This window comes from Pseudomonas sp. NFX71 (assembly GCF_048079215.1).
GTDB lineage: Bacteria > Pseudomonadota > Gammaproteobacteria > Pseudomonadales > Pseudomonadaceae > Aquipseudomonas > Aquipseudomonas fluorescens_B.
Genome location: NZ_CP182230.1, coordinates 5,997,310 through 6,019,202 on the forward strand (window position 1 = coordinate 5,997,310; position 21,893 = coordinate 6,019,202).

20 protein-coding genes and 1 pseudogene are annotated in these 21,893 nt (G+C 58.7%); 10 read left to right on the top strand and 11 right to left on the bottom strand.

All coding sequences use genetic code 11. From position 1 onward, the window contains the following. Window positions 1-278: 278 nt before the first annotated feature. From glcD to ACM1ZW_RS27775, 4 genes are read left to right on the top strand one after another with little or no spacing between them, the layout of a single operon-like run. The gene (gene glcD, locus ACM1ZW_RS27760; RefSeq protein ID WP_017339320.1) at window positions 279-1,778 is read left to right on the top strand and encodes a glycolate oxidase subunit GlcD; all 1,500 of its coding nucleotides are present in this window, start codon (window positions 279-281) and stop codon (window positions 1,776-1,778) included. After that, entirely contained in the window at window positions 1,778-2,842 is a 1,065-nt protein-coding gene (gene glcE / locus ACM1ZW_RS27765; RefSeq protein WP_414884442.1) for a glycolate oxidase subunit GlcE, read from the top strand. Before glcD ends, glcE begins: the two co-directional genes overlap by 1 nt. Before the next feature lie 3 nt (window positions 2,843-2,845). Further along, window positions 2,846-4,087: a glycolate oxidase subunit GlcF gene (glcF, locus tag ACM1ZW_RS27770; protein WP_017339322.1), complete on the top strand. Its 1,242-nt coding sequence runs from the start codon at window positions 2,846-2,848 to the stop codon at window positions 4,085-4,087. Next, complete coding sequence (locus tag ACM1ZW_RS27775) at window positions 4,084-4,485, top strand: heme-binding protein (protein WP_017339323.1); 402 nt, start codon at window positions 4,084-4,086, stop codon at window positions 4,483-4,485. Before glcF ends, ACM1ZW_RS27775 begins: the two co-directional genes overlap by 4 nt. Before the next feature lie 42 nt (window positions 4,486-4,527). Here ACM1ZW_RS27775 and ACM1ZW_RS27780 read toward each other — a convergent pair whose 3' ends face one another. The 3 genes from ACM1ZW_RS27780 to ACM1ZW_RS27790 all read right to left on the bottom strand — a co-directional run bounded on the left by ACM1ZW_RS27780 (window position 4,528) and on the right by ACM1ZW_RS27790 (window position 9,117). Next, window positions 4,528-6,009 (bottom strand): bacteriocin immunity protein, encoded by a 1,482-nt coding sequence (locus ACM1ZW_RS27780; RefSeq protein WP_416739776.1) that lies wholly within the window; start codon window positions 6,007-6,009, stop codon window positions 4,528-4,530. A 79-nt stretch (window positions 6,010-6,088) separates the two neighbouring features. Then, window positions 6,089-6,565 (bottom strand): DUF6392 family protein, encoded by a 477-nt coding sequence (locus tag ACM1ZW_RS27785; protein ID WP_017339325.1) that lies wholly within the window; start codon window positions 6,563-6,565, stop codon window positions 6,089-6,091. Continuing rightward, window positions 6,565-9,117 carry an S-type pyocin domain-containing protein gene (locus ACM1ZW_RS27790; RefSeq protein WP_416739777.1) on the bottom strand — a complete coding sequence of 851 codons (2,553 nt, stop codon included), beginning with the start codon at window positions 9,115-9,117 and terminating at the stop codon, window positions 6,565-6,567. The genes ACM1ZW_RS27785 and ACM1ZW_RS27790 overlap by 1 nt, the downstream gene beginning before the upstream one ends. 185 nt (window positions 9,118-9,302) lie before the next feature. On the opposite strand from ACM1ZW_RS27790, the gene yghX reads away from it, so the two are divergent. The 3 genes from yghX to ACM1ZW_RS27805 all read left to right on the top strand — a co-directional run bounded on the left by yghX (window position 9,303) and on the right by ACM1ZW_RS27805 (window position 11,943). Then, window positions 9,303-10,190 (top strand): YghX family hydrolase, encoded by an 888-nt coding sequence (gene yghX / locus ACM1ZW_RS27795; protein ID WP_416739778.1) that lies wholly within the window; start codon window positions 9,303-9,305, stop codon window positions 10,188-10,190. A 63-nt stretch (window positions 10,191-10,253) separates the two neighbouring features. Beyond that, on the top strand, window positions 10,254-11,081 hold the full coding sequence (locus ACM1ZW_RS27800) for a glycosyltransferase family 2 protein (protein WP_416739779.1): 828 nt from the start codon (window positions 10,254-10,256) through the stop codon (window positions 11,079-11,081). Between the two features lie 58 nt (window positions 11,082-11,139). Continuing rightward, window positions 11,140-11,943, top strand: coding sequence for a 2OG-Fe(II) oxygenase (locus tag ACM1ZW_RS27805; RefSeq protein ID WP_017339329.1), 804 nt, complete (start codon window positions 11,140-11,142; stop codon window positions 11,941-11,943). Window positions 11,944-11,953: 10 nt separating this feature from the next. Here the strand turns inward: ACM1ZW_RS27805 and ACM1ZW_RS27810 are convergent, their stop codons facing one another. Continuing rightward, the gene (locus ACM1ZW_RS27810) at window positions 11,954-12,898 is read right to left on the bottom strand and encodes an aldo/keto reductase (protein ID WP_017339330.1); all 945 of its coding nucleotides are present in this window, start codon (window positions 12,896-12,898) and stop codon (window positions 11,954-11,956) included. Between the two features lie 330 nt (window positions 12,899-13,228). Between ACM1ZW_RS27810 and ACM1ZW_RS27815 the strand changes: the two genes are divergently transcribed. After that, on the top strand, window positions 13,229-14,017 hold the full coding sequence (locus ACM1ZW_RS27815) for an alpha/beta hydrolase (RefSeq protein WP_414879046.1): 789 nt from the start codon (window positions 13,229-13,231) through the stop codon (window positions 14,015-14,017). A gap of 9 nt (window positions 14,018-14,026) precedes the next feature. On the opposite strand, the gene ACM1ZW_RS27820 is transcribed toward ACM1ZW_RS27815, so the two are convergent. Then, complete coding sequence (locus ACM1ZW_RS27820; protein ID WP_017339333.1) at window positions 14,027-14,356, bottom strand: hypothetical protein; 330 nt, start codon at window positions 14,354-14,356, stop codon at window positions 14,027-14,029. Window positions 14,357-14,578: 222 nt separating this feature from the next. Then, window positions 14,579-15,619, bottom strand: a complete 1,041-nt coding sequence (locus ACM1ZW_RS27825; RefSeq protein ID WP_017339334.1) for a GGDEF domain-containing protein — start codon at window positions 15,617-15,619, stop codon at window positions 14,579-14,581. Between the two features lie 155 nt (window positions 15,620-15,774). On the opposite strand from ACM1ZW_RS27825, the pseudogene ACM1ZW_RS27830 reads away from it, so the two are divergent. Continuing rightward, window positions 15,775-15,840 (top strand): annotated as a pseudogene (locus ACM1ZW_RS27830) (XRE family transcriptional regulator); the annotation flags it as partial. A gap of 254 nt (window positions 15,841-16,094) precedes the next feature. Here the strand turns inward: ACM1ZW_RS27830 and ACM1ZW_RS27835 are convergent. The 4 genes from ACM1ZW_RS27835 to ACM1ZW_RS27850 form a co-directional block, all read right to left on the bottom strand. Beyond that, window positions 16,095-17,441, bottom strand: a complete 1,347-nt coding sequence (locus tag ACM1ZW_RS27835; RefSeq protein ID WP_017339335.1) for a glutamine synthetase family protein — start codon at window positions 17,439-17,441, stop codon at window positions 16,095-16,097. A 21-nt stretch (window positions 17,442-17,462) separates the two neighbouring features. Continuing rightward, on the bottom strand, window positions 17,463-18,017 hold the full coding sequence (locus ACM1ZW_RS27840; protein ID WP_084323106.1) for a helix-turn-helix domain-containing protein: 555 nt from the start codon (window positions 18,015-18,017) through the stop codon (window positions 17,463-17,465). 26 nt (window positions 18,018-18,043) lie between these two features. Then, window positions 18,044-19,333 (bottom strand): NAD(P)/FAD-dependent oxidoreductase, encoded by a 1,290-nt coding sequence (locus ACM1ZW_RS27845; protein WP_416739781.1) that lies wholly within the window; start codon window positions 19,331-19,333, stop codon window positions 18,044-18,046. Between the two features lie 149 nt (window positions 19,334-19,482). After that, window positions 19,483-20,685, bottom strand: coding sequence for an NAD(P)/FAD-dependent oxidoreductase (locus ACM1ZW_RS27850; RefSeq protein WP_017339338.1), 1,203 nt, complete (start codon window positions 20,683-20,685; stop codon window positions 19,483-19,485). A gap of 265 nt (window positions 20,686-20,950) precedes the next feature. Here ACM1ZW_RS27850 and ACM1ZW_RS27855 point away from each other — a divergent pair, with 265 nt between their 5' ends. Continuing rightward, window positions 20,951-21,514, top strand: a complete 564-nt coding sequence (locus ACM1ZW_RS27855; protein ID WP_017339339.1) for an RrF2 family transcriptional regulator — start codon at window positions 20,951-20,953, stop codon at window positions 21,512-21,514. Between the two features lie 3 nt (window positions 21,515-21,517). Here ACM1ZW_RS27855 and ACM1ZW_RS27860 read toward each other — a convergent pair whose 3' ends face one another. Next, a complete protein-coding gene (locus ACM1ZW_RS27860; protein WP_017339340.1) occupies window positions 21,518-21,853 on the bottom strand; it encodes a hypothetical protein in 336 nt (111 codons plus the stop codon). Window positions 21,854-21,893: the final 40 nt, after the last annotated feature.

The following is a 21,893-nucleotide window of genomic DNA, read 5'->3' on the forward strand; positions in this document are numbered from 1 at the left end:
AGGCCGCCTCGCGGTGCTTTTGCGGTAGCCGCCCCCGGCCATGGATGGCCGATGGCGGCGGGCCCACAGAGCAGGACCGGAGCGCGGGCATGCCGAGCATTAGCGAGGCACCGAACGAAAGGGGCAAAAGCGCTTGGTTACTTGGCGCTTTTCCAATTAACCCACCGTAAGAGCAGAACCATAAGCAGCCGTTACCGCAGAAACGGATATTCACCCAAACGCTCAAACAAACAGACCGCTGCCCCGGCAATGCACGAACGGAGTATCGTAAAACGACTATGAACATTCTCTACGATGAACGCGTTGATGGTGTGCTACCGGACGTCGACAAGGCCGCCTTGCTGCGAGCTCTGCAAACCCGCTTGCCGAAGCTGGAAGTGCTGCATCAACAGGAAGAGTTGAAACCGTACGAATGCGACGGCCTCTCGGCTTATCGCACCACGCCCCTGCTGGTGGTGTTGCCACGCCACCTCGACGAGGTGCAAGGCGTGCTTCGGCTCTGTCATGAGCTGCAGGTCCCGGTGGTCGCCCGCGGCGCCGGCACCGGTTTGTCCGGCGGCGCATTGCCGCTGGAAAAAGGCGTGCTGCTGGTGATGGCGCGTTTCAACAACATTTTGCACATCGACCCCGCCGCCCGCACCGCACGGGTCCAGCCGGGTGTACGCAACCTGGCGATTTCCCAGGCAGCGGCACCGTTCGGCCTGTACTACGCGCCCGACCCGTCTTCGCAAATCGCCTGTTCGATCGGCGGCAATGTCGCTGAAAACGCCGGCGGCGTGCATTGCCTGAAATACGGTCTGACCGTGCACAACCTGCTCAAGGTCGACATCCTTACCGTCGACGGCGAACACCTGACGTTGGGCTCCGATGCCCTCGACTCGCCCGGCTTCGACCTGCTGGCGCTGTTCACCGGTTCCGAAGGCATGCTCGGGGTGATCACCGAAGTCACGGTCAAACTGCTGCCCAAACCGCAGACTGCGAAGGTGCTGCTGGCGGCGTTCGATTCCGTCGAAAAAGCCGGTCGCGCGGTCGGTGACATCATCGCCGCCGGCATCATTCCCGGTGGCCTGGAAATGATGGACAACCTGGCGATTCGCGCCGCCGAAGACTTTATCCACGCCGGTTACCCAGTGGACGCCGAAGCGATTCTGCTGTGCGAACTCGACGGGGTCGAAGCCGATGTCCACGACGACTGCGACCGCGTGCGCCAGGTGTTGGAAAACGCGGGCGCCACCGAAGTGCGTCAGGCCAGGGATGAAGCCGAGCGCGTGCGTTTCTGGGCCGGGCGCAAGAATGCCTTCCCGGCCGTGGGTCGCCTTTCGCCGGATTACTACTGCATGGACGGCACGATCCCGCGCCGCGAGTTGCCCGGTGTGCTGCGTGCGATTGCGGCGCTATCCGCCGAGTATGACTTGCGCGTCGCCAACGTTTTCCATGCCGGTGACGGCAACATGCACCCGCTGATTCTGTTCGACGCCAATCAACCGGGCGAGCTCGACCGCGCCGAAGCCCTGGGCGGCAAGATCCTCGAATTGTGCGTGAAAGTCGGCGGCAGCATTACCGGTGAACACGGCGTGGGCCGCGAGAAAATCAATCAGATGTGCGCGCAGTTCAACAGCGATGAACTGACCGTATTCCATGCCGTCAAGGCCGCGTTCGATCCGAGTGGCTTGCTCAATCCGGGCAAGAACATTCCGACCCTGCACCGCTGCGCCGAGTTTGGCGCCATGCACGTGCACATGGGGCAGCTGCCCTTCCCTGAGCTGGAGCGTTTCTGATGCGCAGTGAACGGGATATCGATGACAGCGCCGTGCTGCTGGAGCAGGTCAACCAGGCCCTGGAAAACGCCACGCCGCTGCGGATTCAGGGTTCCAACAGCAAGGCGTTTCTGGGCCGTATCGTTGCGGGTGAAGTCCTCGACACCCGCGCGCACCGCGGCATCGTCAGCTACGACCCGACCGAACTGGTGATCACCGCCCGGTGCGGTACGCCATTGTCGGAATTGACCGAAGTGCTGCACGATGCGCAGCAAATGCTGCCCTGCGAACCGCCCTCTTTTGGTGACGACGCCACGGTCGGCGGGATGATCGCCTGCGGGCTGTCGGGACCGCGACGGCCATGGTCAGGTTCGGTGCGCGACTTCGTCCTCGGCACGCGGGTCATCACCGGGCATGGCAAACACTTGCGCTTCGGCGGCGAAGTGATGAAGAACGTCGCCGGCTACGACCTGTCGCGCCTGATGGCTGGCAGCTTCGGTTGCCTTGGCGTGATCACGGAAGTCTCGCTCAAGGTGCTGCCCAAACCACGCCAGTGCCTGAGCATCAGCCTGGAAATGGACAGCGATCGCGCCTTGCTGCGACTCGCGGAATGGGGTCAGCAACCGCTGCCGATCAGCGCCGCGTGCCACGACGGAACGCGCCTGCACCTGCGACTGGAGGGTGGCGAAGGCTCGGTGGCGGCGGCCCATGACCGGTTGGGCGGCGAGCTGCTGGACAGTGCTTACTGGACGGATCTCAACGAACACCGCCTGAGTTTCTTCGACGAGGATCAGCCGCTCTGGCGCTTGTCCGTGCCGCACAACACGGCTCGGTTGTCCCTGCCCGGCCGGCAATTGATCGACTGGGGCGGCGCCCAGCGCTGGCTCAAGTCCGACGCTGAAGCGGCGTTCATTCGCAAGGTCGTCGAAGAGGTCGGCGGCCACGTCACCTGCTACAGCCATGGCCTGATCGACAGCCCGTTCCAGCCGTTGCCTGCCGCGTTGTTGCGCTATCACCGCAGCCTGAAACAACAACTCGATCCACGGGGCATCTTCAACCCCGCACGCCTGTACGCGGAGCTTTGAACCATGCAGACGACCCTGAGCGACACCGCCCGGCACCTGCCCCGTGCCGAAGAAGCCGAAAGCATCCTGCGCACCTGTGTGCACTGCGGGTTCTGCAACGCCACGTGCCCGACTTATCAATTACTGGGTGATGAACTCGATGGGCCACGGGGCCGCATCTACCTGATAAAACAAGTGCTGGAAGGCAACGAGGTCACGCAGAAAACCCAGCAGCACCTGGACCGCTGCCTGTCTTGCCGCAATTGCGAAACCACCTGCCCCTCCGGTGTCGATTATCACAACTTGCTCGACATTGGCCGCGCAGTGGTCGATGCGGCGGTGCCTCGCGCCATCGACCAACGCCTGTTGCGTGAAGGATTGCGCAGTGTTGTGCCGAACCCGGGACTGTTCAAGGCGCTGGTCAGCAGCGGTCAGTTTTTCCGGGTGCTACTGCCGAACACGTTGCAGGCCAAGTTGCCTCGCCGTGTTTACCCCTCCAGGCCTCGCCCTGCCACGCGCCACGCGCGCCAGGTGCTGATGCTAGAAGGCTGCGTACAACCGAGCCTGTCGCCGAACACCAACGCGGCAGCTGCGCGGGTCCTGGATCGACTGGGCATCAGTGTCACCTCGTCCGGTGAGGCGGGCTGCTGCGGTGCCGTGGATTATCACCTCGACGCGCAAGCTGCCGGACTCGACCGCGCACGGCGCAACATCGATGCCTGGTGGCCGAGTATCGAGAACGGTGCCGAAGCCATCGTGCAAACCGCCAGTGGCTGTGGCGCTTTCATCAAGGACTATGGCCATCTGCTGGAGCGCGATCCGGCATACGCCGAGAAGGCGAAAAGGGTCAGCGCGCTCGCCAGGGACCTGGTGGAAGTGCTGGGCGACGAACCCCTGGAAACACTCGGTGTCCACAGCGACCAGCGCCTGGCCTTTCATTGCCCCTGCACCTTGCAGCACGCGCAAAAACTCGGCGGCGCGGTGGAAGCGATGCTGAGTCGCCTCGGTTTCAACCTCACGGCCGTACCCGACAGCCATTTGTGTTGCGGTTCGGCGGGCACCTATTCGATCACCCAACCCGAACTGTCCCGACAACTGCGCGACAACAAACTGAACGCACTGGAAAGCGGCCACCCCGACGTCATTGTCACGGCCAATATCGGCTGTCAGTCGCACCTCGACGGTGCGGGCCGAACCCCGGTCCGGCACTGGATAGAACTGGTCGAAGCCGCGCTGCCCTCAACGATCCCCGGAGAAACCCCATGAAGAGCAAAGCCATCCTGAGCCAGGCCGAAGTCAGCCAGATCCTCGCGGCCGCACGCACCGAGGCGCAAAACAACCAATGGGCCGTGACCATCGTGGTTGTCGACGACGGCGGCCATCCCCTCGCCCTCGAACGCCTCGACGGTTGCGCGCCCATCAGCGCTTACATCGCCACTGAAAAGGCTCGCACCTCGGCGCTGGGGCGGCGGGAGTCCAAAGGTTATGAAGAGATGGTCAACGGTGGTCGCTTTGCATTTTTGTCGGCGCCGCTGCTGACGTCCCTTGAAGGTGGCGTGCCGATAATCGTGGGTGATCAGGTAGTCGGCGCAGTCGGGGTGTCTGGCGTCAAGGCCGAGCACGATGCGCAAGTGGCGAGGGTTGGGGCGCAGTGTTTGCATTGAAGGTCGATCCCACACTCGGCGTCATGCGTGCACGGTAAACGTCTACTTCGCAGGTCGGTTGAAAACGATGTAGAGCGGGTCAAGCCCGGACGAGACCGGGAATACCAGGATGTAGTCGTCAAACCGGTCATGCGCCCGTTCGGCTTTGGCTTCAATCGTCGGCACTCGCGCGGACTCCACAAATCCCACACGACGCTGATGGGTCGGTGTAGCCGCCGGAGCGGTTTCAACGAAAATCGGTCTAGCCCAGTGGATAGCGACTCCAGCACCCTCAGGAGTAAAACTGAACCGGTTCCGATGCTGATCCTGCGTCGCCGCTCTGACCCTCACGCCAGAGATCGAATGACAGCCTCTGCATGCGTTGAGGTAAACCTGCGACAACGTTTTGATCTCACGCAACCCCTGGAACATTTTTCCAGGTCTGGCGGGGACTGCCGCAGTACTCATGCGAAAAGGCACTTCGACCTCAGCCTGGTGCGCAGCCAGGTGTTGCCAATCCTGGCCTTCGATGGGCAAAAGCTCGGACAAAGGGACGCTGACACCGAATATTTGAGCGTCTGCCCGACTGGAAAAGGCGAAGCTCAATACGGCAGCACGCTGGTTTTCAGTGTCCGGTCCGCCTGATGCGTTTTGCCAGGAAAACCCGGCAACCGTCGAACGTATCGCTTTAAGCAGATCCGCCTGCTGAGACGCCAGCAGCACCGGCGAACCGCCAGTCAGTAAAAGATCAGGACGTTTATGGGCAGAATCGAGGGAAGCGCTGATGGTGTGCACCGTTTGTATTGTGCTGCGCGAATCAATCAAGCGCTGATGCGCCACTATCAGCAACGCTTCCGCTTCATCATGCAGAGCGCGATGTCGTTGAGAAAGGCTTTCCAGCCGTAAGAGGTAGCGATCATGGGTGGCGTTGATCTGCTGCACGATACTCTGCCATTGCGCTTGCTCGGATCGTGCATAGGTGAGGTTGCGCTGAGCGCCGCTTTGGACGAATTCCACTCTCATTTTCCAGGACTGAAACTTTCTGACGGCTATCAGTGCTTCATGCTGGGCATGTTCCAGCGCGCGTATGCCGGTTTCCTGAGGGGGGATGTCCAGACGGGTGTTTTTTTGACGTTGAAAGTTCCTGATCTGTAGCTCGAAATGGCCGAAAGCCTCTTCAACGACCTGACCTGAAACGGCCACATCCGCCGCGATTTTTTCGACTTCGGCCAGGCTTCTGGCCAAAGGGGTTAGCGGCGCAACAAGTGGTTTGGCAACAGGAACATCCTCGTCTTTGAATGCCGGTATTCCTTGCTGGTGATGCCATGTCCTGACGTGGTGGACAACGGCTTCCGGGGTGTTGGTATTCGACTTGTCCATCGGGTAGAACAGCAGATCTGCACCTTGGGGATGACCGACAATCCGGTCGAAATGGTTGATCAGTCGATCATGGTCCGATTTCGGTAGGTCAACGGCCCAGATTTGGTTGACCAATGCCTGGAATTCCAGAGCAGTGTAATCCTTGAGTGTGGTTTTAAGTTCCATCTTGAATTCTTCCTTGTTTCTATCGAGTCGCGGAATGCGAAGGCACCTGCTCTCCTTATGAGCAAGTGCCTGTTGGAATTTACTCGTGTCCTTTGTCAATCAAAGTGAAGACCAATGTTTTCACTTCCATCGCAGCGGTGTATTGAAATACAACTTTTTTGCCGGGATGAACCGCCGGATCAAGGGGATAGGCTTCCCATCCGCCGGTCTGACCCATCGGTTGAGGCATTTTGATGGGGCCTCTTGACTCCATTGGTTCGCCGAAGAGTGCGTGGACATCGGACTGGGTCAATGCCAGCTTATATGGCGTTGGGAGCTCACCCTTGTACTCGACGGTCGAGGGGGTCGTTTTGATGAGTGTTACAAAGACAGTTTCAAGCTGTTTACTCTCAGCCCAGAAGGACAGTGCGATGCCGACCTCGGGATTCAGATGCAACTTATCACGGCCTGGATACAGCTCCTTTAGCGGTTGATCGGGAACGATGCCAAGTGCGATCAAGTCGTTATAACTTTGGCCTAGGTTATCGATCCACGCTTCGATATTTGTATTGGTCATCAGTACCATCCTTGATCGTTGCTAAGTTTATGTAGCAAATCTCGTCCCAGCTCAATCTCCGATTCCGAAAAGCCAGACTCAATCAAACCTGGCTTTAACGCATCAAAATTCGTATCCACAGCCATTCGCAAGTCGAACGCATCGGCAGCCTGTTTCCGTGCGTTGTTACGTCCTCCGTAAGTTTCACTATATTTTCGATGCACTGCTGTGGGGATTGCGATACTCGGTGCTTTTCTTAAAAAGTCGGCCAATTCCTCAGGACCGATGTCCGGCCAGGAATCAACGATGTACGCCTCCAACGCCCTCCGGGATGGAATATGGTCAATATCCAACCCATCTCCCCTGCTCCGACCACTGAGTTCGTTATATGGCCCTACTTCCAGCGGCTCAACCGGCGGACCAACAAAAACCAGTCCCGGCGAAGGCAGTTCCATATCCCCCGGAAACCCGGGAATACTCGCACCAATCTCCCCTTCATCAACCGCCGGAAACGTCTCGTTTTGCGGTAGGACCGGGATGACCGGGTTGCCGGGATAAACCGCGGGCGGAATGGACGGGGTTGGTGATGTCGTCGAACCCAGTTGTTCACTGCCCGGCGGCACCAACGGTGTCCAGGTGCCAACCGGCGGAATCGGCCAGGGCACAACCGTCGGTACGATGCCCAACCATCCTTCAGTAGTTTGCGGTGTCTTGATGCTGATTTTGTCGAGGTTGAACGGGTCGGCCCAGAACTCCGGCCGCTCCTGATACCGCAGTTCGAATTCTCGGTTCGTACCCACCCATGTGCTTTTCGGCGCGTACGGGGCGAAGCCTTGTTCGACTCGTTTTTTGTTCACCTCATCGAGTGGACGGGTCAACGCCGGGTGTTCACCGAGCGTTCGCCACAGGGCTTCGTCGAACGCCTCGAATGACTTGAATTCCTTGCCCCGGAACTGATCACCAATCTGACTCGGAATCGCTGCGCCGGCCGTCTGGCTGACGCCCTTCCACCAATCAGCCGTCGGCGGTTGACCGGTTCCGGTGACAACGCCGGAGCCCATGGCCGGAACGTTGAAGGACAGGTAGGTCGGTGGCAGACCAGGCATGCAGACAATGCAATCCTGAATGCGCCAATCAACACCCGCCGGGATGTCCTGAATCTGCGGTTCCGTGACAGTCAGACGAGTCTCGCTGGCCAAGGTCGCGTAAGGCGCGGTGTCAGGAGTGAACTGCACAGACCTGGCCGGTGATCCAGGAACCTCGGCGGTGTAGATGCCTGTTCGCGGGTCGAGCACAGCATTCACGACCGGGACGCGAGAATCGATTTCGCCCCCCGTCGCGCCGACAACGATCGCGGTTCCTTCCGGTGTGGCTACAGGTTTGAGCCGGTATTCCACCTCCACCGAACCGCCTGCGTCAGCAGCAGTCCGCATCTCTTGAGGGTCATGAAGTTCCAGGGCTTGAGCCGGAACGGCGACGGCCTCGGACAATCGTTGTCGTTGCTCGGAGGTCAGCTCGCCGTTGCCCAGTGCGCTGGGATAGGCCATCCCCACCACGAAAATTGCGGCTTGCCCTACCGTGAGCGTCGCGGCGACGGAGCCCAGTTCGGTGATTGCTCGCGAAACGGCTATGACCAGTTTGTCGGCATCAACCCATTCCCCGCCGTGGCTGGGCAATACCCCGGCAGACAGCGCTGACGATGTGGCAGGTAATTGGAAGGTGTTGGCCTGCCTGGCCTGTTCGAGGCGAGCATCCTCATCAACCTGTTGCTTGAACCGAATGCGCGCGTCACGCTGCTCGGCGTGCTGCCGATGACGCTCCCAGAGTGCCTCCCGCTCACGCCAGATGATGGTCTGCTCGGCATGACGAGTGGCCAACGCATTGGATTTATCGTAGAGCGCATCGATCTGCGCTGGCAGCAACCGGGCTTCATGAGCCGCGTTGTAGGCGCTCTCCCAGAGCTGATGACCACCCCTCAGCGCATCACCGAACTGCCCGAGTCGGGCCAGGTAGTCGTCGGCGGTTCGCGTGAGCGGATCGTGCCCGTCGAATGACCGGGCAAGCGCATTTTTTTCGTTGAGCTCCGCGGTTTTTCGGGCGATCAACCCATCGATTTCGTTCTTGTCTTTGGTGATGAGATAAAGCTGCCAGCGCTCACTCGAGTCGCCGGCATGGTGCCGTTTTGCCGCCGAGATTTCGTTATCAAGTGACGAAGTGAGTTGCTCGGCTCGGGCGGTAAAACGTTGGTCTATTTCAGCTCTGGTTATGTTTTGAAGCTGGGTGAATTGTGCGAGTAGTTGATTGCGCGCATAGATGCGAGCCTGCTCTCGGGCTTGAGCAGCGGCCGCCACTGCCTGTGCTTCCTGCGCTGCCTTGTTCCGGTGGTACTCTTCCTTGGCAAGCCGTCGGGCTTCTTTCGTGCTTTTGCTGGGACCACTGGTTACGCCTGAGGCTCCTACGCGGTTGCCTCCAGAACCTCCACCACCGCCCCAGCCACCACCGCCGCCCGAAGCAGGCGGCCCGGACCTGATGACGACGTCTCCTGACGTACCATCGTTGAATCGTTGTGCCATACAGTCTCTCCTTGTCTGTAGGGCACAGCTTGTCGATGGGGGAATGGCGAGGTGCGGTACATATGTATCGCGGGCATTTATGTCGGAAATTGACGCTTTCTGAACAGCTGAGTCGCGAGTCTACAAAAAACCTGTTCATGCGCTTAACTGACAGGAGTTCATTACGTCAAAGAGGAAGCGCACCGATGCCCCGTCTCACTGCAAAAGACTTCGCCCCGGAACTGCTCGAGCTCTACGACTACTACGCCCACGGCAGGATCAACCGGCGCGAATTCCTCGACCGTGCGGCGTTGTTCACTTTGGGCGGTTTGACGGCCAGCGCGTTACTCGCTGCCCTGAGTCCGAATTACGCACTCGCCGAGCAGGTTGAGTTCACCGACCCGGACATCATCGCCGAATACATCACCTACCCCTCCCCCAAAGGCCACGGGACAGTTCGCGGTTATCTGGTGCGTCCGGCCAAAGCCACCGGCAAGGTAGCGGCTGTGGTGGTCGTGCATGAAAATCGCGGACTCAACCCGTACATCGAGGATGTCGCACGGCGGTTGGCCAAGGCCGGCTTCATTGCGCTTGCGCCCGATGGACTGACCTCGGTGGGCGGCTATCCCGGTAACGATGACAAAGGTCGGGAACTGCAGGCGACCGTTGACCCTGAAAAGCTCATGAATGATTTTTTCGCCGCCATCGAGTGGCTGATGAAACACAATGCGAGCAGTGGAAAAGTCGGCATCACGGGTTTCTGCTACGGTGGTGGTGTGGTCAATGCCGCGGCGGTGGCCTATCCGGAGCTGGGCGCTGCCGTGTCCTTTTATGGTCGCCAGGCAGAAGCCAAGGATGTTCCCCGAATCAAGGCACCGTTGATGCTTCATTACGGTGAACTGGACACGCGCATCAACGAAGGATGGCCCGCTTACGAGCAGGCCTTAAAAGCGGCAGGCAAGACTTATGAAGCCTACATCTACCCCGGTGCCAACCACGGTTTCCATAATGACTCGACACCGAGATACGACGAGGCCGCCGCCAAGCTTGCCTGGGAAAGAACACTGAACTGGTTCCGGCGCTGCCTGGTTTAGCGCAAGAAATGTCAAGCAGGGATTCATTTCTATGTTCTCAGTCTTCTTAGAGTGCCAAATCCCATGAGCAACATTGATTTCCTATCGCAAAGAACCCCACCCTTCAGCATTGTTCTGGTCAATTACAAGACCATCGAAATAACCCGGATTTGCCTCGACCTGCTGCATCAGCACCTGGGTGAAAGCAACATCCCGGTCTGGGTAGTCGATAACGATTCCGCCGATGAAAGCACTGACTATCTGCGCACACTGGACTGGATCCACCTGATCGAACGCTCCTGTCCCGAAAAGGAACCGGGCCATATTGCACACGGAAGAGCACTCGACATGGTGCTGGAGCGGGTTGAAACCGACTATCTGTTTCTGCTGCACACCGACACGTTCATTTTCGACAAGAATGTGTTTTCGATGATGATGAACAGATGCATTAATAAACCGAACGTCGTGGCCATCGGATGCGTAGAGCAAATCAACCGCAGTACCACGAGAGCCCTTTGGCGCTTTAGCTCTCGACTGGTAAAACATCACGTCAGACGCCTGAAACTGTCCTTGGGGTTACGCTCCAGAGAGCCAAAGCCCTACAGGGAAGTTTATTTGAAAAGCTTCTGCACCTTATGGAATTGCAAGCTGATGAAACAACACTCCATGCATTTTCTGATGGATGATCGCGTACCCGGTTATACACTCCAGGATCGCATGACCCAATTGGGCTATGTTGTTGAGCTGTTGTCGACGCGCAAGATATTCAGCTACCTCGACCATATTCAGGCTGGCACCGTCGCAGCCGCTGGTGGTTACGAAACAACGCACAGACGAACGAAGATGTACAACGACATCCTTAAACGCTTGAACAGTGAACACAGCCAGGTTTCGTCTTCACCTAAAAAATAGGGCGTGTAACGCTACCTGGAAGTACCCAGGTTGTTATGAATAGTTTATTGGAGCGGTAATGAGACCCATCACGCAGACACTGCCCATCACCGTTACGCCAGAGCTTGATTTCGACCAGAACGCCGCCAGCTCGCTGGGTCAGTCGCTCGCAATGACTTACGCTCAGGCCACCCCTTTTCCACACATCGTCATTGACGACTTTTTACCGCAAGACCTGATTGCGAGCATCTGCTCGCACTTTCCGGTCGAGCCAACCAGCAACGAAATGCTTTATGAGCGCGGCTACAAAGGTCAGCACAAACGGCAAATCAGCCCCAACGAATGCGACCCCTATTTGAAGACGGTTTTCAACGCCTTCAACTCTGCCCCCATGTTGCAGTTTCTGGAAAAACTTACAGGTATCGAAGGCTTGATACCCGATCCTTACTTTACCGGCGGCGGGCTGCATGAAACGAAAAGGGGTGGTTTCCTGGGCGTGCACTCGGACTTCAGGCTCAACAAAAAACTGAATATCGAGCGCAGACTGAATGCCATTATTTATCTGAACCAGGATTGGCAAGAGGCATACGGTGGCAACCTGGAGCTATGGGATGTCGGGATGAAAACCTGCCTGAAGAAAGTCCTGCCGGTCTACAATCGCTGCGTCATTTTCAACACCGACAAGGACAGCAACCACGGGCACCCGGAGCCTCTGACGACGCCGGAACACATTACGCGCCGGTCCATCGCGCTGTACTACTACACCGCAGCCACCGTGGTTGCCGACCCTGCGCAAAGAAACAAAACTCATTACAAACCACGGCCCAAGGATCGTTTGAGCCTCAAGTACTACCTCAACAAACTCATCAAGAAAAAGTCCTGACGAGTGGCGTCTACCCCACCACATCAATCAACTGCTCGCGCTGCGCTCCCGTCAGCATCGGACCGAACCCCGCGCCGGCATTTTCCGCCATGTAACGCGGGTTGCCGGTGCCGGGGATGACACAGGTCACCGCCGAATGCGCCAGCAAATACTTGAGCGCCAGTTGCGCCCAACTGGTGACGCCGACTTGCGAGGCCCAACCCGGCAGTGGCCTGCCCTTCAAGCGAGCGAGCAAATCACCACCGCCGAACGGCCGGTTGCAGATCACCGCCACGCCGCGTTCACGGCACAGCGGCAGGATGCGTTTCTCGACGCCGCGATCGTCCAGCGCATAGTTGATCTGCAAGAAATCCAGTGGCTCGGCTTTCAGCGCCGCTTCCACTTCGTCATACGCCGACGCGGTGTAATGGGTGATGCCGATGTAGCGAATGCGCCCTTCTTCCTTCCATTGGCGCAACGTTGGCAAATGGGTTTTCCAGTCCAGCAGGTTGTGAATCTGCATCAGATCGATCCGGTCGGTCTGCAGCAGTTTGAACGACTGCTCCATCTGCGCGATGCCCTCTTCGCGGCCACGGGTCCACACCTTGGTCGCCAGAAAGGCCGGCGAGCGCGGCTTGTGAATCGACAGCAGTTCACCGGTGGTCTGCTCCGCGCGGCCATACATGGGCGAGCTGTCGATCACCGTCCCGCCCTTTTCGAACAACGCACTGAGGACGGCGGGCAGGTTTTTGTAGGCCGGATCGGCAGGCGCGACATCAAAACCGCGATAGGTGCCCACGCCGACAATGGGCAGTGGCTCGTTGCTGGAAGGAATGGCGCGGGTCAGCATGTTCTTGCCTCCTGTTTCCTTCGACGGCGCGATGGCTGCAAAGGCCGGATCGAAAGTGAGCATCGCCGAAGCACCGGCAGCCAGCGTGAGTATTTGTCGACGCGTGTATCCATCAGTGTGGCTCATGGTTTCGTCCTTACACTTCTTTACTGTCTGCCTGTTGTGCGGTCAGCCACACGCATAACCCGCCCCCCACAGTTCGGCAAACGGCAAAATCAACAGCGCCACCAGACTCCTGCTGGCTACAACAGAATAGCTGTCGGGGACAATTCGTCCCGGCGTGGAATACAACAAGGCTGTAAAGGCTGGTGTGCAGCAGCAATCGGTTGGCTGAATATCCGTTTTTGGGTGATGGCTGATAGGGTTCCAAGGACGGCGGGGTAGCCGCACGCCGCTGTCGTTCAACTACACTCCGACAGCGATCAGCCGTCGCGGTCGTCAGGCCCAGAGCAATCAATGCCACTCACCAACGTTAGCCGAATGTCGCGCATCCTGATGTATATCGTCGTCATCGTCGCCGTGCTGTACCTGGCGCTGTGTGCCGCGCTGTTCGTGTTCCAGCGCGCGCTGATCTACTTCCCGCAACCCGCTGCGCCCGGCGCGCCCGAAACGCTGCTCACGCTATCGGTGGCGGACGCCCAGGTGCAGGTCACCGTCAGACCGCACGACGGGCCCAATGCATTGATTTATTTTGGTGGCAATGCCGAGGACGTTTCGCGAAACCTGCCGCAATTCTCCCGGGCGTTCCCCGACCACGCCCTCTACTTGCTGCACTACCGGGGTTTTGGCGGGAGCACCGGGTCACCTTCCGAGGAGGCGATTTCACGCGATGCCATGACCTTGTTCGACAAGGTCTACGACACACATCCGCACATTGCCGTGGTGGGTCGCAGCCTCGGTTCGGGCGTCGCCGTGCGCCTCGCGAGCCAGCGCCCGGCCGCGCGACTGATCCTGATCACACCCTACAACAGCCTCGAGGATCTCGCTGTCCGCCAATACCCGATTTTCCCGGTGAAATGGCTGCTGCAGGACAAGTTCGAATCGTGGAAATACGCCGCGCATATCTCGATACCGACGCTGCTGCTGGCGGCAGAGCAGGACGAAGTGATCCCGCACTCGAGCACAGAAAAGCTCTACGAACATTTCGCCAAAGGCGTGGCGACCCTGAAAGTGATTCCAGGCGTGGGACACAATTCGATCTCCGACAGCCCCGAATACCTGAAGCTGATGGAGGACGGGTTGTAGCTCACTCGATCATTTGCGCGCCAGCTTAAAGCGCACGCAATCTTCGTAGAAACTCTGGCGCAGCGCCGCAGGCTTGATCCGCGACGGGCTGTCGTAGGTTTGTTCGGTAATCCCCATTGCCGTCATGCGCATCCACGGCTTGCTGAACTTGTAGGTCTGGAGTTTCTGCCGGGCGGCGTAGAGCGAAACGCCCGCCAGTTTGAGTTCCTGGGCTCTTGCTGCAGTGCCCGCGCCCCAGCTGCACATGTACCGGTCATTACTTTGAAGCTCTTTGGCCTGGACGGCGACGGCGATACCTGCCAAGCCCAACGAAATCAGTGAGATCCATACATTGCGCATTTAAAGCCAGCCCTAACCACCTGAAATTAAAGTGATTCTGTCTGTAACTTTCGGGCTTCGGGGCCAGCAAAATGCCTTGATTCAAACCGCCTCAGTTTCCCGAGCCCCGCTTGAGGTCGATAACGCCGCCCAGGATGACGACAATTCACAACAACCGTAGCAGCGTGGTGGAGTCACTCAGCACCGCCATCGGGCCTGCGGCTTGAAAATGCGGTTCAACGGCTAGCTGTCTACCCGGTTACGCCCATTGCGCTTGGCCTGGTAGAGCGCGTCATCGGCGCGGGTCACCAGACTGTCCAGGCTCTCACCGGATTGCGCGAAGGCCACACCGAAGGACGCCGTGATCGTGTCGAGTACCTTGCCATCGATACGCGCCTTGATCCGCAACGCCTGGATTTTCACCCGCAGTTGCTCGGCAAACACCCCGGCACTCGCCAGGTCGGCGCAGTGTTCCAGAATGACGCAGAACTCCTCGCCACCGTAACGCGCCGCCGTGGCATGGGGTGGCAGCGAACTGCGCAGTACTTGCCCGACATGTTGCAGGACACGGTCGCCCAACGGGTGGCCGTACTGGTCATTGAATTGCTTGAAGTGGTCGATATCCAGCATGACCAGCGCCACGCCCCGGTCAGGATTACTCAGCGCCTGCTCCAGCAAACGGGTGAAGGCTGTCCGGTTGAGCAGTTCGGTCAGGCCATCGAGTGTCGCCGCCAGTTGCGCACGTTCAAGTTTGCTGCGCAGGCTTTTGATCTCGCTCTGGGCCGAGTGCAACTGAGAGAGGAAGCGTTCCTGCTGGTTCTGCATGAGCTGGGTGCTCTGTTGCAGCTCGCTCAGAATATCCGGCAAACGCTCGTTGGCAGGCAACTCGAGCATCTCCAGGCAACGTCCCAGACTGCTTTGAAAGTTGAGATTGCCCTCGACGCTGCGCGAAACGTCGCGCTGCATGTCATCCACCAGATTGATTGCCTGTTGCTGCCCGGCGCGGGCCTCCGCCAGTTCGTCGCGAATGATGTAGTCGCGAAACAGCCGCGTCGCGGACTCCGGCGGAAAATAATCAAAGTCCTTGACCACCCGGTCCAGCTGACGATTGAGCTCGGGGTCCAGGCCTTTGCTGTAGGTGTACCAGAGCGCGTAATGCACCGGATTGGGCGGGATGTTGTGACGCACCATCAGCGGGATGGCTTGTTTGAGCAGCGCCGCAGCTTCGCGGGAATCTTCCGGATACAGCGCAAGGGCAGTCGCACGCGTCTCTATTTGGCTCATGTCATCACTGTGGTTGTTAATGATTGGCAAATGCAAAACGCTGCGAGCATAACCAGACGCGTGGCAAACGGCTATCTCAACATTTAACACCGACCATTGTCGGAACGCCGGTCGTGATGCTCTGAGGAAGGCATCAAAAGTAACCACTGTGAATTCCTGGCGTGCAGGAGAGTCTGGTGGTGTCTCAGGGCGTGCTGGAAATCAGCGTCAACGATGAGCGCTCCTACTTTCAATAATCGTTCTAAATGACTGAGCGATTTTTCAATCGCAGCTTATTTCAGGCAAAAAAAATCCCGGGCAGCTGATGGACGCCCGGGATTTAAAAATGCATAAACCGTGGTGGTGAACGCGGGGCGGATATTACGGAATATTTCACCGTGTAACAAGATATTTTGGCTCACAATCTGGTTACTAAATCTCCTAACCCCTTAAATATCCACACTTTTTTTAAGGTCGCGCGACGATAAGCGGTCATCTACAAGTACCAGCGATATTCACGGGCACTGATGTCGTGCAGAAATGCCAAATGGTCCTGACGCTTGTTTTCGCAATATACATTCACGAACTCAGCGCCCAATCCCTCGCGCAATTGCGCATGGCTTTGCATTGAACGCACGGCCTCCAACATCTCCAGCGGAAAATCGATGCCACTGCCCCGATCTTCGTTGAGCGGTGCGATCGGCTCACGACCGGCTTCCAGTCCTTGTTCGAGCCCCACCAGAATCGCCGCCAGTACCAAGTAAGGGTTGGCGTCAGCACCGGCGAGGCGATGTTCGATCCGCAGGTTTTTCGCATCCGACTCCGGCACTCGCAGGCACGCGTCCCGATCTTCAAAACCCCAACTGGCGCGTGTCGCGACGTTCACGGTGCCGCTCAAGCGACGCATTGCATTGTGGTTCGGCGCGAAGATCGGCATGCAATGCGGCAGCAGTTCCAGGCAACCGGCCACCGCATGGCGCAGCGGTTGTTGCCCGTTGGCCGCCAGCAGGTTGTTGCCCGCCTCGTCATACAGGCTCACATGGACATGCATGCCGCTGCCGGGGTGTTGCAAGTAAGGTTTGGCCATGAAACTGGCGCGGTAGTTGTGCTTCATGGCCACGCCCCGGGTACTGCGGCAAAACAGGGCGGCCCAGTCGGCGGCACGCAGGCCGTCATCGAGGTGGCCGAAGTTGATCTCGAACTGGCCCGGGCCCAATTCGGCGGTGATCACCGTGGTGTCGATGCCTTGCGCCTGCGCGGTCTCGACCATTTCATCGAGCACCGGTGCAAACCGCGACAATCGTTCAATGTGCATGTTCGGTTGATCGTCCGCATCGTCGGTCAGCGGATCGCGCGCGAACTGCGGCAAGCCGTCACGCAACTGGCGATCGAACAGGTAGAACTCCAGCTCGAAGGCCACCACCGGAAAAATACCTTTGCGCGCGAGACGTTCCAGCACCTGCGCCAAGACTTCCCGCGGCTCGAAGACAATCGGTTTTTCAGTGCCGCTGGAGGTGATCAGCATCTGCCCCAAGGGTTGCTTTTCCCAGTTGACGATTTTCAACGTACCCGGCACCAGACGGCGCGGCGCATCCGGATCGCCGTCGTTGAAACAGTAGTCGCCAATCTTGAACAGCCCGCCCTGGGCGCCCAGCAACACACAATTCTGCGGCAGCTTGAGCGCGCTGCCCGCGGCGACTTTTTCGAGCATCTCGATCGGGTAGCGCTTGCCATAGAAATGCCCGGGGATGTCCAGGGAAATCAGGTCCACGTAGCGCACATCCGGGAAGCGCTGGCGAAACGCGCGAACTTCAGCGACCAGATCAGAGCAGACAGCATCCATCATGTTGTTCCTTTGTTTTTATCAGGTGTAAACCCAGAGCACCCGGGTGAGCTGATCGGAGAGATTGCCGTAGCGACAATGGGTATGGCTGGCGAGCTGAAAGCTGTCCCCGGCTCCCAGGGTGACCGGTTGATCGTCATCCAGCCAAAGTGTCAGTTGCCCTTCGAGCACGTAACCGCCCTGCTCCGAGCTGTCGCTCATGTGGCGGTCGCCGCTGCTGGCGCCGGGCTCGAGCCGGCTTTCGAGCATCGAAAACGACGCGCGCATTTTCGGCGATACCAGAATGTCGGTGATGCCGTCGGCGTAATACAGGGTGCGGCGCTCGTCCGGCCGGGTTACCCAGGGCAAGGCCATGGGTTTGGGCAGGCTGTAGAAATAAGTGGTCGGCACGCCGAGGGTTTCGCTGATGGCGGTCAGGTCAGCTACCGTCGGCCGTGACAGCCCGCGCTCGACTTGCGAGAGAAAACCGACGGAGCGACCGATTTTGTCCGCCAGTTCCTTGAGCGTGTATTTTTTGTGTTTGCGCAGGTCCTGAATCAGGATCGCCAACGCCGAGATTTCTTCTTGCCTGTCCATCTGAAAGCTTCCGGAAAATGTGCGAATCAAAGGCTGTCGCGCAAGCGATACCAGGCCTTGCCGATGGCTTCCAGCGGGGCTGCCATGTACTTGCCGCCGGGGAAACTGCCATTGACCAGGCCTTGATACAAGGCCAGCTCATCCGGCGCCCCCAATATCGCGTCGGACACGGCGCGGGCCCCGGCCAGGGTCGGCAGCACACCGTGGCCAGAGTAACCCTGAAGCCAGTAGAGATCGCCCCGGCGACCGATATCAGGTGTGCGCTTGAGGGTGAGATCGATGTGCCCACCCCAGGCGAATTCCAGCTCTACATCCTTGAGCTGTGGAAACACCCGTTGCAGAAAGGGTCGGGTCGCCGCGGCGATGTCCCTCGGCATGCCCCCCAGGTAGGTGCAACCACCGCCAAACAACAGCCGGTTATCCGGCGTACGACGGAAATAATCGAGTACGAATTGATTGTCGGTGACGCAGGCATTGCTCGGCAGCAGCGCAGTCGCCTGCACTTGCGGGAGTGGCGTGGTGGCCACCTGATAGGTGCCAACCGGCAACACACAACTCGACAGCTTGGGATCAAGCCGATCCAGATACGCATTGCACGCCAGTACCAGCACATCGGCCCGAATACGACTGTGCTCAGTGGTGACCACGTAGCGGCCACCCTCTTGGCGATAGTTCAGCGCCTTGCTTTGCTCATGAATTTTCCCGCCGGCGCGCTCGATGGCGGCGGCCAGGCCGAGCGCCAGTTTCAGCGGATTCAGGTGCGCGCCTTCCGGATCGAACAGCCCGGCCTGATAGCGTTCACTGGCGACCCATTGCGGCAACTGCTCACGCGGGATGAATTGCAAACCGTCGTGGCCCCACTTGTGGCTGGCCTCGTGTTGCCATTCGGTCAGCAGACTCACCCGACGCGGCAACACCGATGTCCAGAGGTGACCGGCCTGGTAGTCGCAATCGAAATCATGGCGTTCGGGCAATGCCCGCAGTTCCTGTGCAGCCCAACGCATGCCGTCCCACAAACGCCGCGCACGTTCGTAACCCAGCGCGGCCTCCAACGGAGGCATGTCGCACGACCAACCGAGAATGGCCTGACCGCCATTGCGCCCCGACGCCGCCCATGCCACCCGACTGGCTTCCAGCAAGGTCACGCGCTTGCCAGCCAAGGCCAGTCGCAACGCCGTGTGCAAGCCACTGAAGCCGGCGCCGACGATCAATACGTCGGTGTCCTGCTCGCCCTCCAGAGCCGCACGCTCCAACAGACGATCGGCGCAAGTGTGGGCGTAGTAACTGGCGACGTGGCGGTTGGATTGCTGGAACATGCAAGCCTCGTGAAATTTTCTATTTATAATTTCATGAAAAACTACACGTTAAATTTCACCATCGCAACCATTCCGGTCGCAAAAAAAATCCCGCCCAAGAAACTTGGACGGGATTTTCCCCATCAGGCAGTGTTATCGAACAACAGGCCTCAGGCGACAGGAATCATGGGATCAGCCGCCGCCAGCGCAGCGGCACGGTCAGCAGCCGGTGGGTAGATCCACACTGTGTTGATCTGCGTCTTGAGGTTCTTGCCTTCCTGTTTGACCAGTTTGACCTGGCGGTCCCAGCCCTCGGTGTACACCGCGCCCCAGCTCCCCAGATCCAGGCAGGTTACGTACTTAGGCTGGCTGTACGGTGTCGGATCGACGCCGAGAATGTGCGCGGCCACGTTATTGCCGGCGTGACGCCCCAGGGAAATGGCGTGTTGGCAGGTCATCAATGCGTAGTTGCCAATGTCGTCGGAAGCGGCGTAGGCAACGTCGCCCGTGGCATAGATATCCTCCTGACCAATGACTTTCAGGTGGCTGTCCACGTGCAGGCGGCCGAGGTGATCGCGTTCGGCCGGGATCTGTTCGGTCAGCGAGCTGGCGCGCACGCCGGTGGTCCAGACCACGGTTTTCGCATCGATACGCTGGCCGTCGCTCAAGTTGACACCGTTGGCATCGACGGAGAGAACCGACGCCTTCAAGTGCCATTTCACGCCGGTTTCAACGCTGGCCTCTTCGATCGACTTGGCGATTTCGGCGCCCATCGACCCGCCAATTTTCTCGCCGCGGTCGACGATGATCACCTCGACATCCGTTTGATCACCCAGGATGGCACGCAGTCGCGCGGTCATCTCGGTCGCCGTTTCAATCCCGGTGAAGCCGCCACCCGCCACGACGACGGTGTTGCGGGCTTTACTTTCCGGCAGGCTGGCCAGGGATTTCAGGTGGTTTTCCAGGCGCACGGCCTCTTCAATCTGGTCAACGTCGAACGCATGTTCGACCACGCCTGCGGTAGCCGGGATGGCGAGACGGCTGCCGGTGGCCAGAACGAGTTTGTCGTAGCTGCACACTTGTTTGGCACCCGATGCATCGATGTAGCCCACGCGTTTTTGCACAACGTCGATGGTTTCTGCAGCGCCCTTGATGAACTTCACGCCGACCGCATCAAACAGCTCACCAATCGGTGCAGCCAGCTGGTGCGCATTCGGCTCATAGAAGCGCGGACGCACGCGCAGCTCGGCCTGCGGGGCCAGAACGGTCACTTCAACGTCGTTGTGACCATGAATGTCGAACAGACGCGTAGCGCTCAAAGCTGTCCACATGCCACCGAAACCTGCGCCGATTACCAGGATGTGCTTTTTCATTTTTAACTCCGAGAGAAGGCGATCATTGAATTCATCAAAGGTCATGCGCTGCCAAGGCCGACCGAACAACTGCGAATATATTGATCCTAGTTATACGGCGCAATCGATTTTTTATGATGCTTGCTATCGAAAACTTTGATCCACGGCATGGCGCTACCAGGCAAGGCAGAAAGGCAGTACTGGAAGAGATGAGCGGCGGCGGGGGCTCGTTGCTCGGCTAACGCTCTGCTGGTAACATTTACGACAACATTAGTCGGAGATCAAAATGTCTCTTTATAGCGCGGGCGTTGAGTACGGCATTCACTGCCTGCTTTTTCTGGTAGGCAATTGCGGCGACACCCGTGAGGCGAGCGTGCGCGAACTGGCGGAGCTTCAAGGCGTGCCGCAAGACTATCTGGCGAAAATTTTCACCAAACTGGCCAAGGCAAAACTGGTGGTGGCCACTGAAGGCGTGCGCGGCGGTTTCAAGCTGGCGCGTCCCTCCGACGAAATCAGCGTGCTCGATATCGTCAATGCCATCGACGGTCAGAAACTCATCTTCGATTGCCGCGAGATTCGCGGGCGTTGCGCCGTGTTCGAAGGTTCCGCACCCGCTTGGGCGCTGACAGGCCCCTGCTCGGTGCATGCGGTCATGATGACTGCGCAAAAACGCATGGAGGATGCCCTCGCCCAGCAGACCATTCTTGATCTCGCCAGGAGAGTGGGACGAAAGGCGCCGGCCGAATTCGGTGCGCAGGTGGACAACTGGATCAACGATCGCCGGGAAAAGAAAAGCAGTGCCCAGGCATCTGACGACCAGACTATCCCGGTCACCGAGATTTCCGGCTAAGCCTCACAGACAGTCGCGAACGGCCTGGCGCAATGCGCCGGACTTGGCCCAGGGCGGGCCCTGATAAAGCGATACCCGGCTGCCATCCCTGGATTTCACGATATCGACAATCTCGTCAGCCGTGATAATGCTGGGGGCTGTTATCCGGTAGCCATTGGAAATCCCCGTTTGAGTCGACGCGGGAATTTCCTTCTGCCACGCCGGCAGCACGCAGGCGGCATAGTCTTTCGGTACCTTTTCGCTGTATTTGCTGACATTCGGCTCACCCGGCACCACGGAAGCCGGCAATGAACACCCCGCCAGTAACGCCACCACGACTCCCGCCATCAATGTCCGCATGACGCTTCCTTTTTCTGAAAAAGGAAATGTAGCGCGTCAT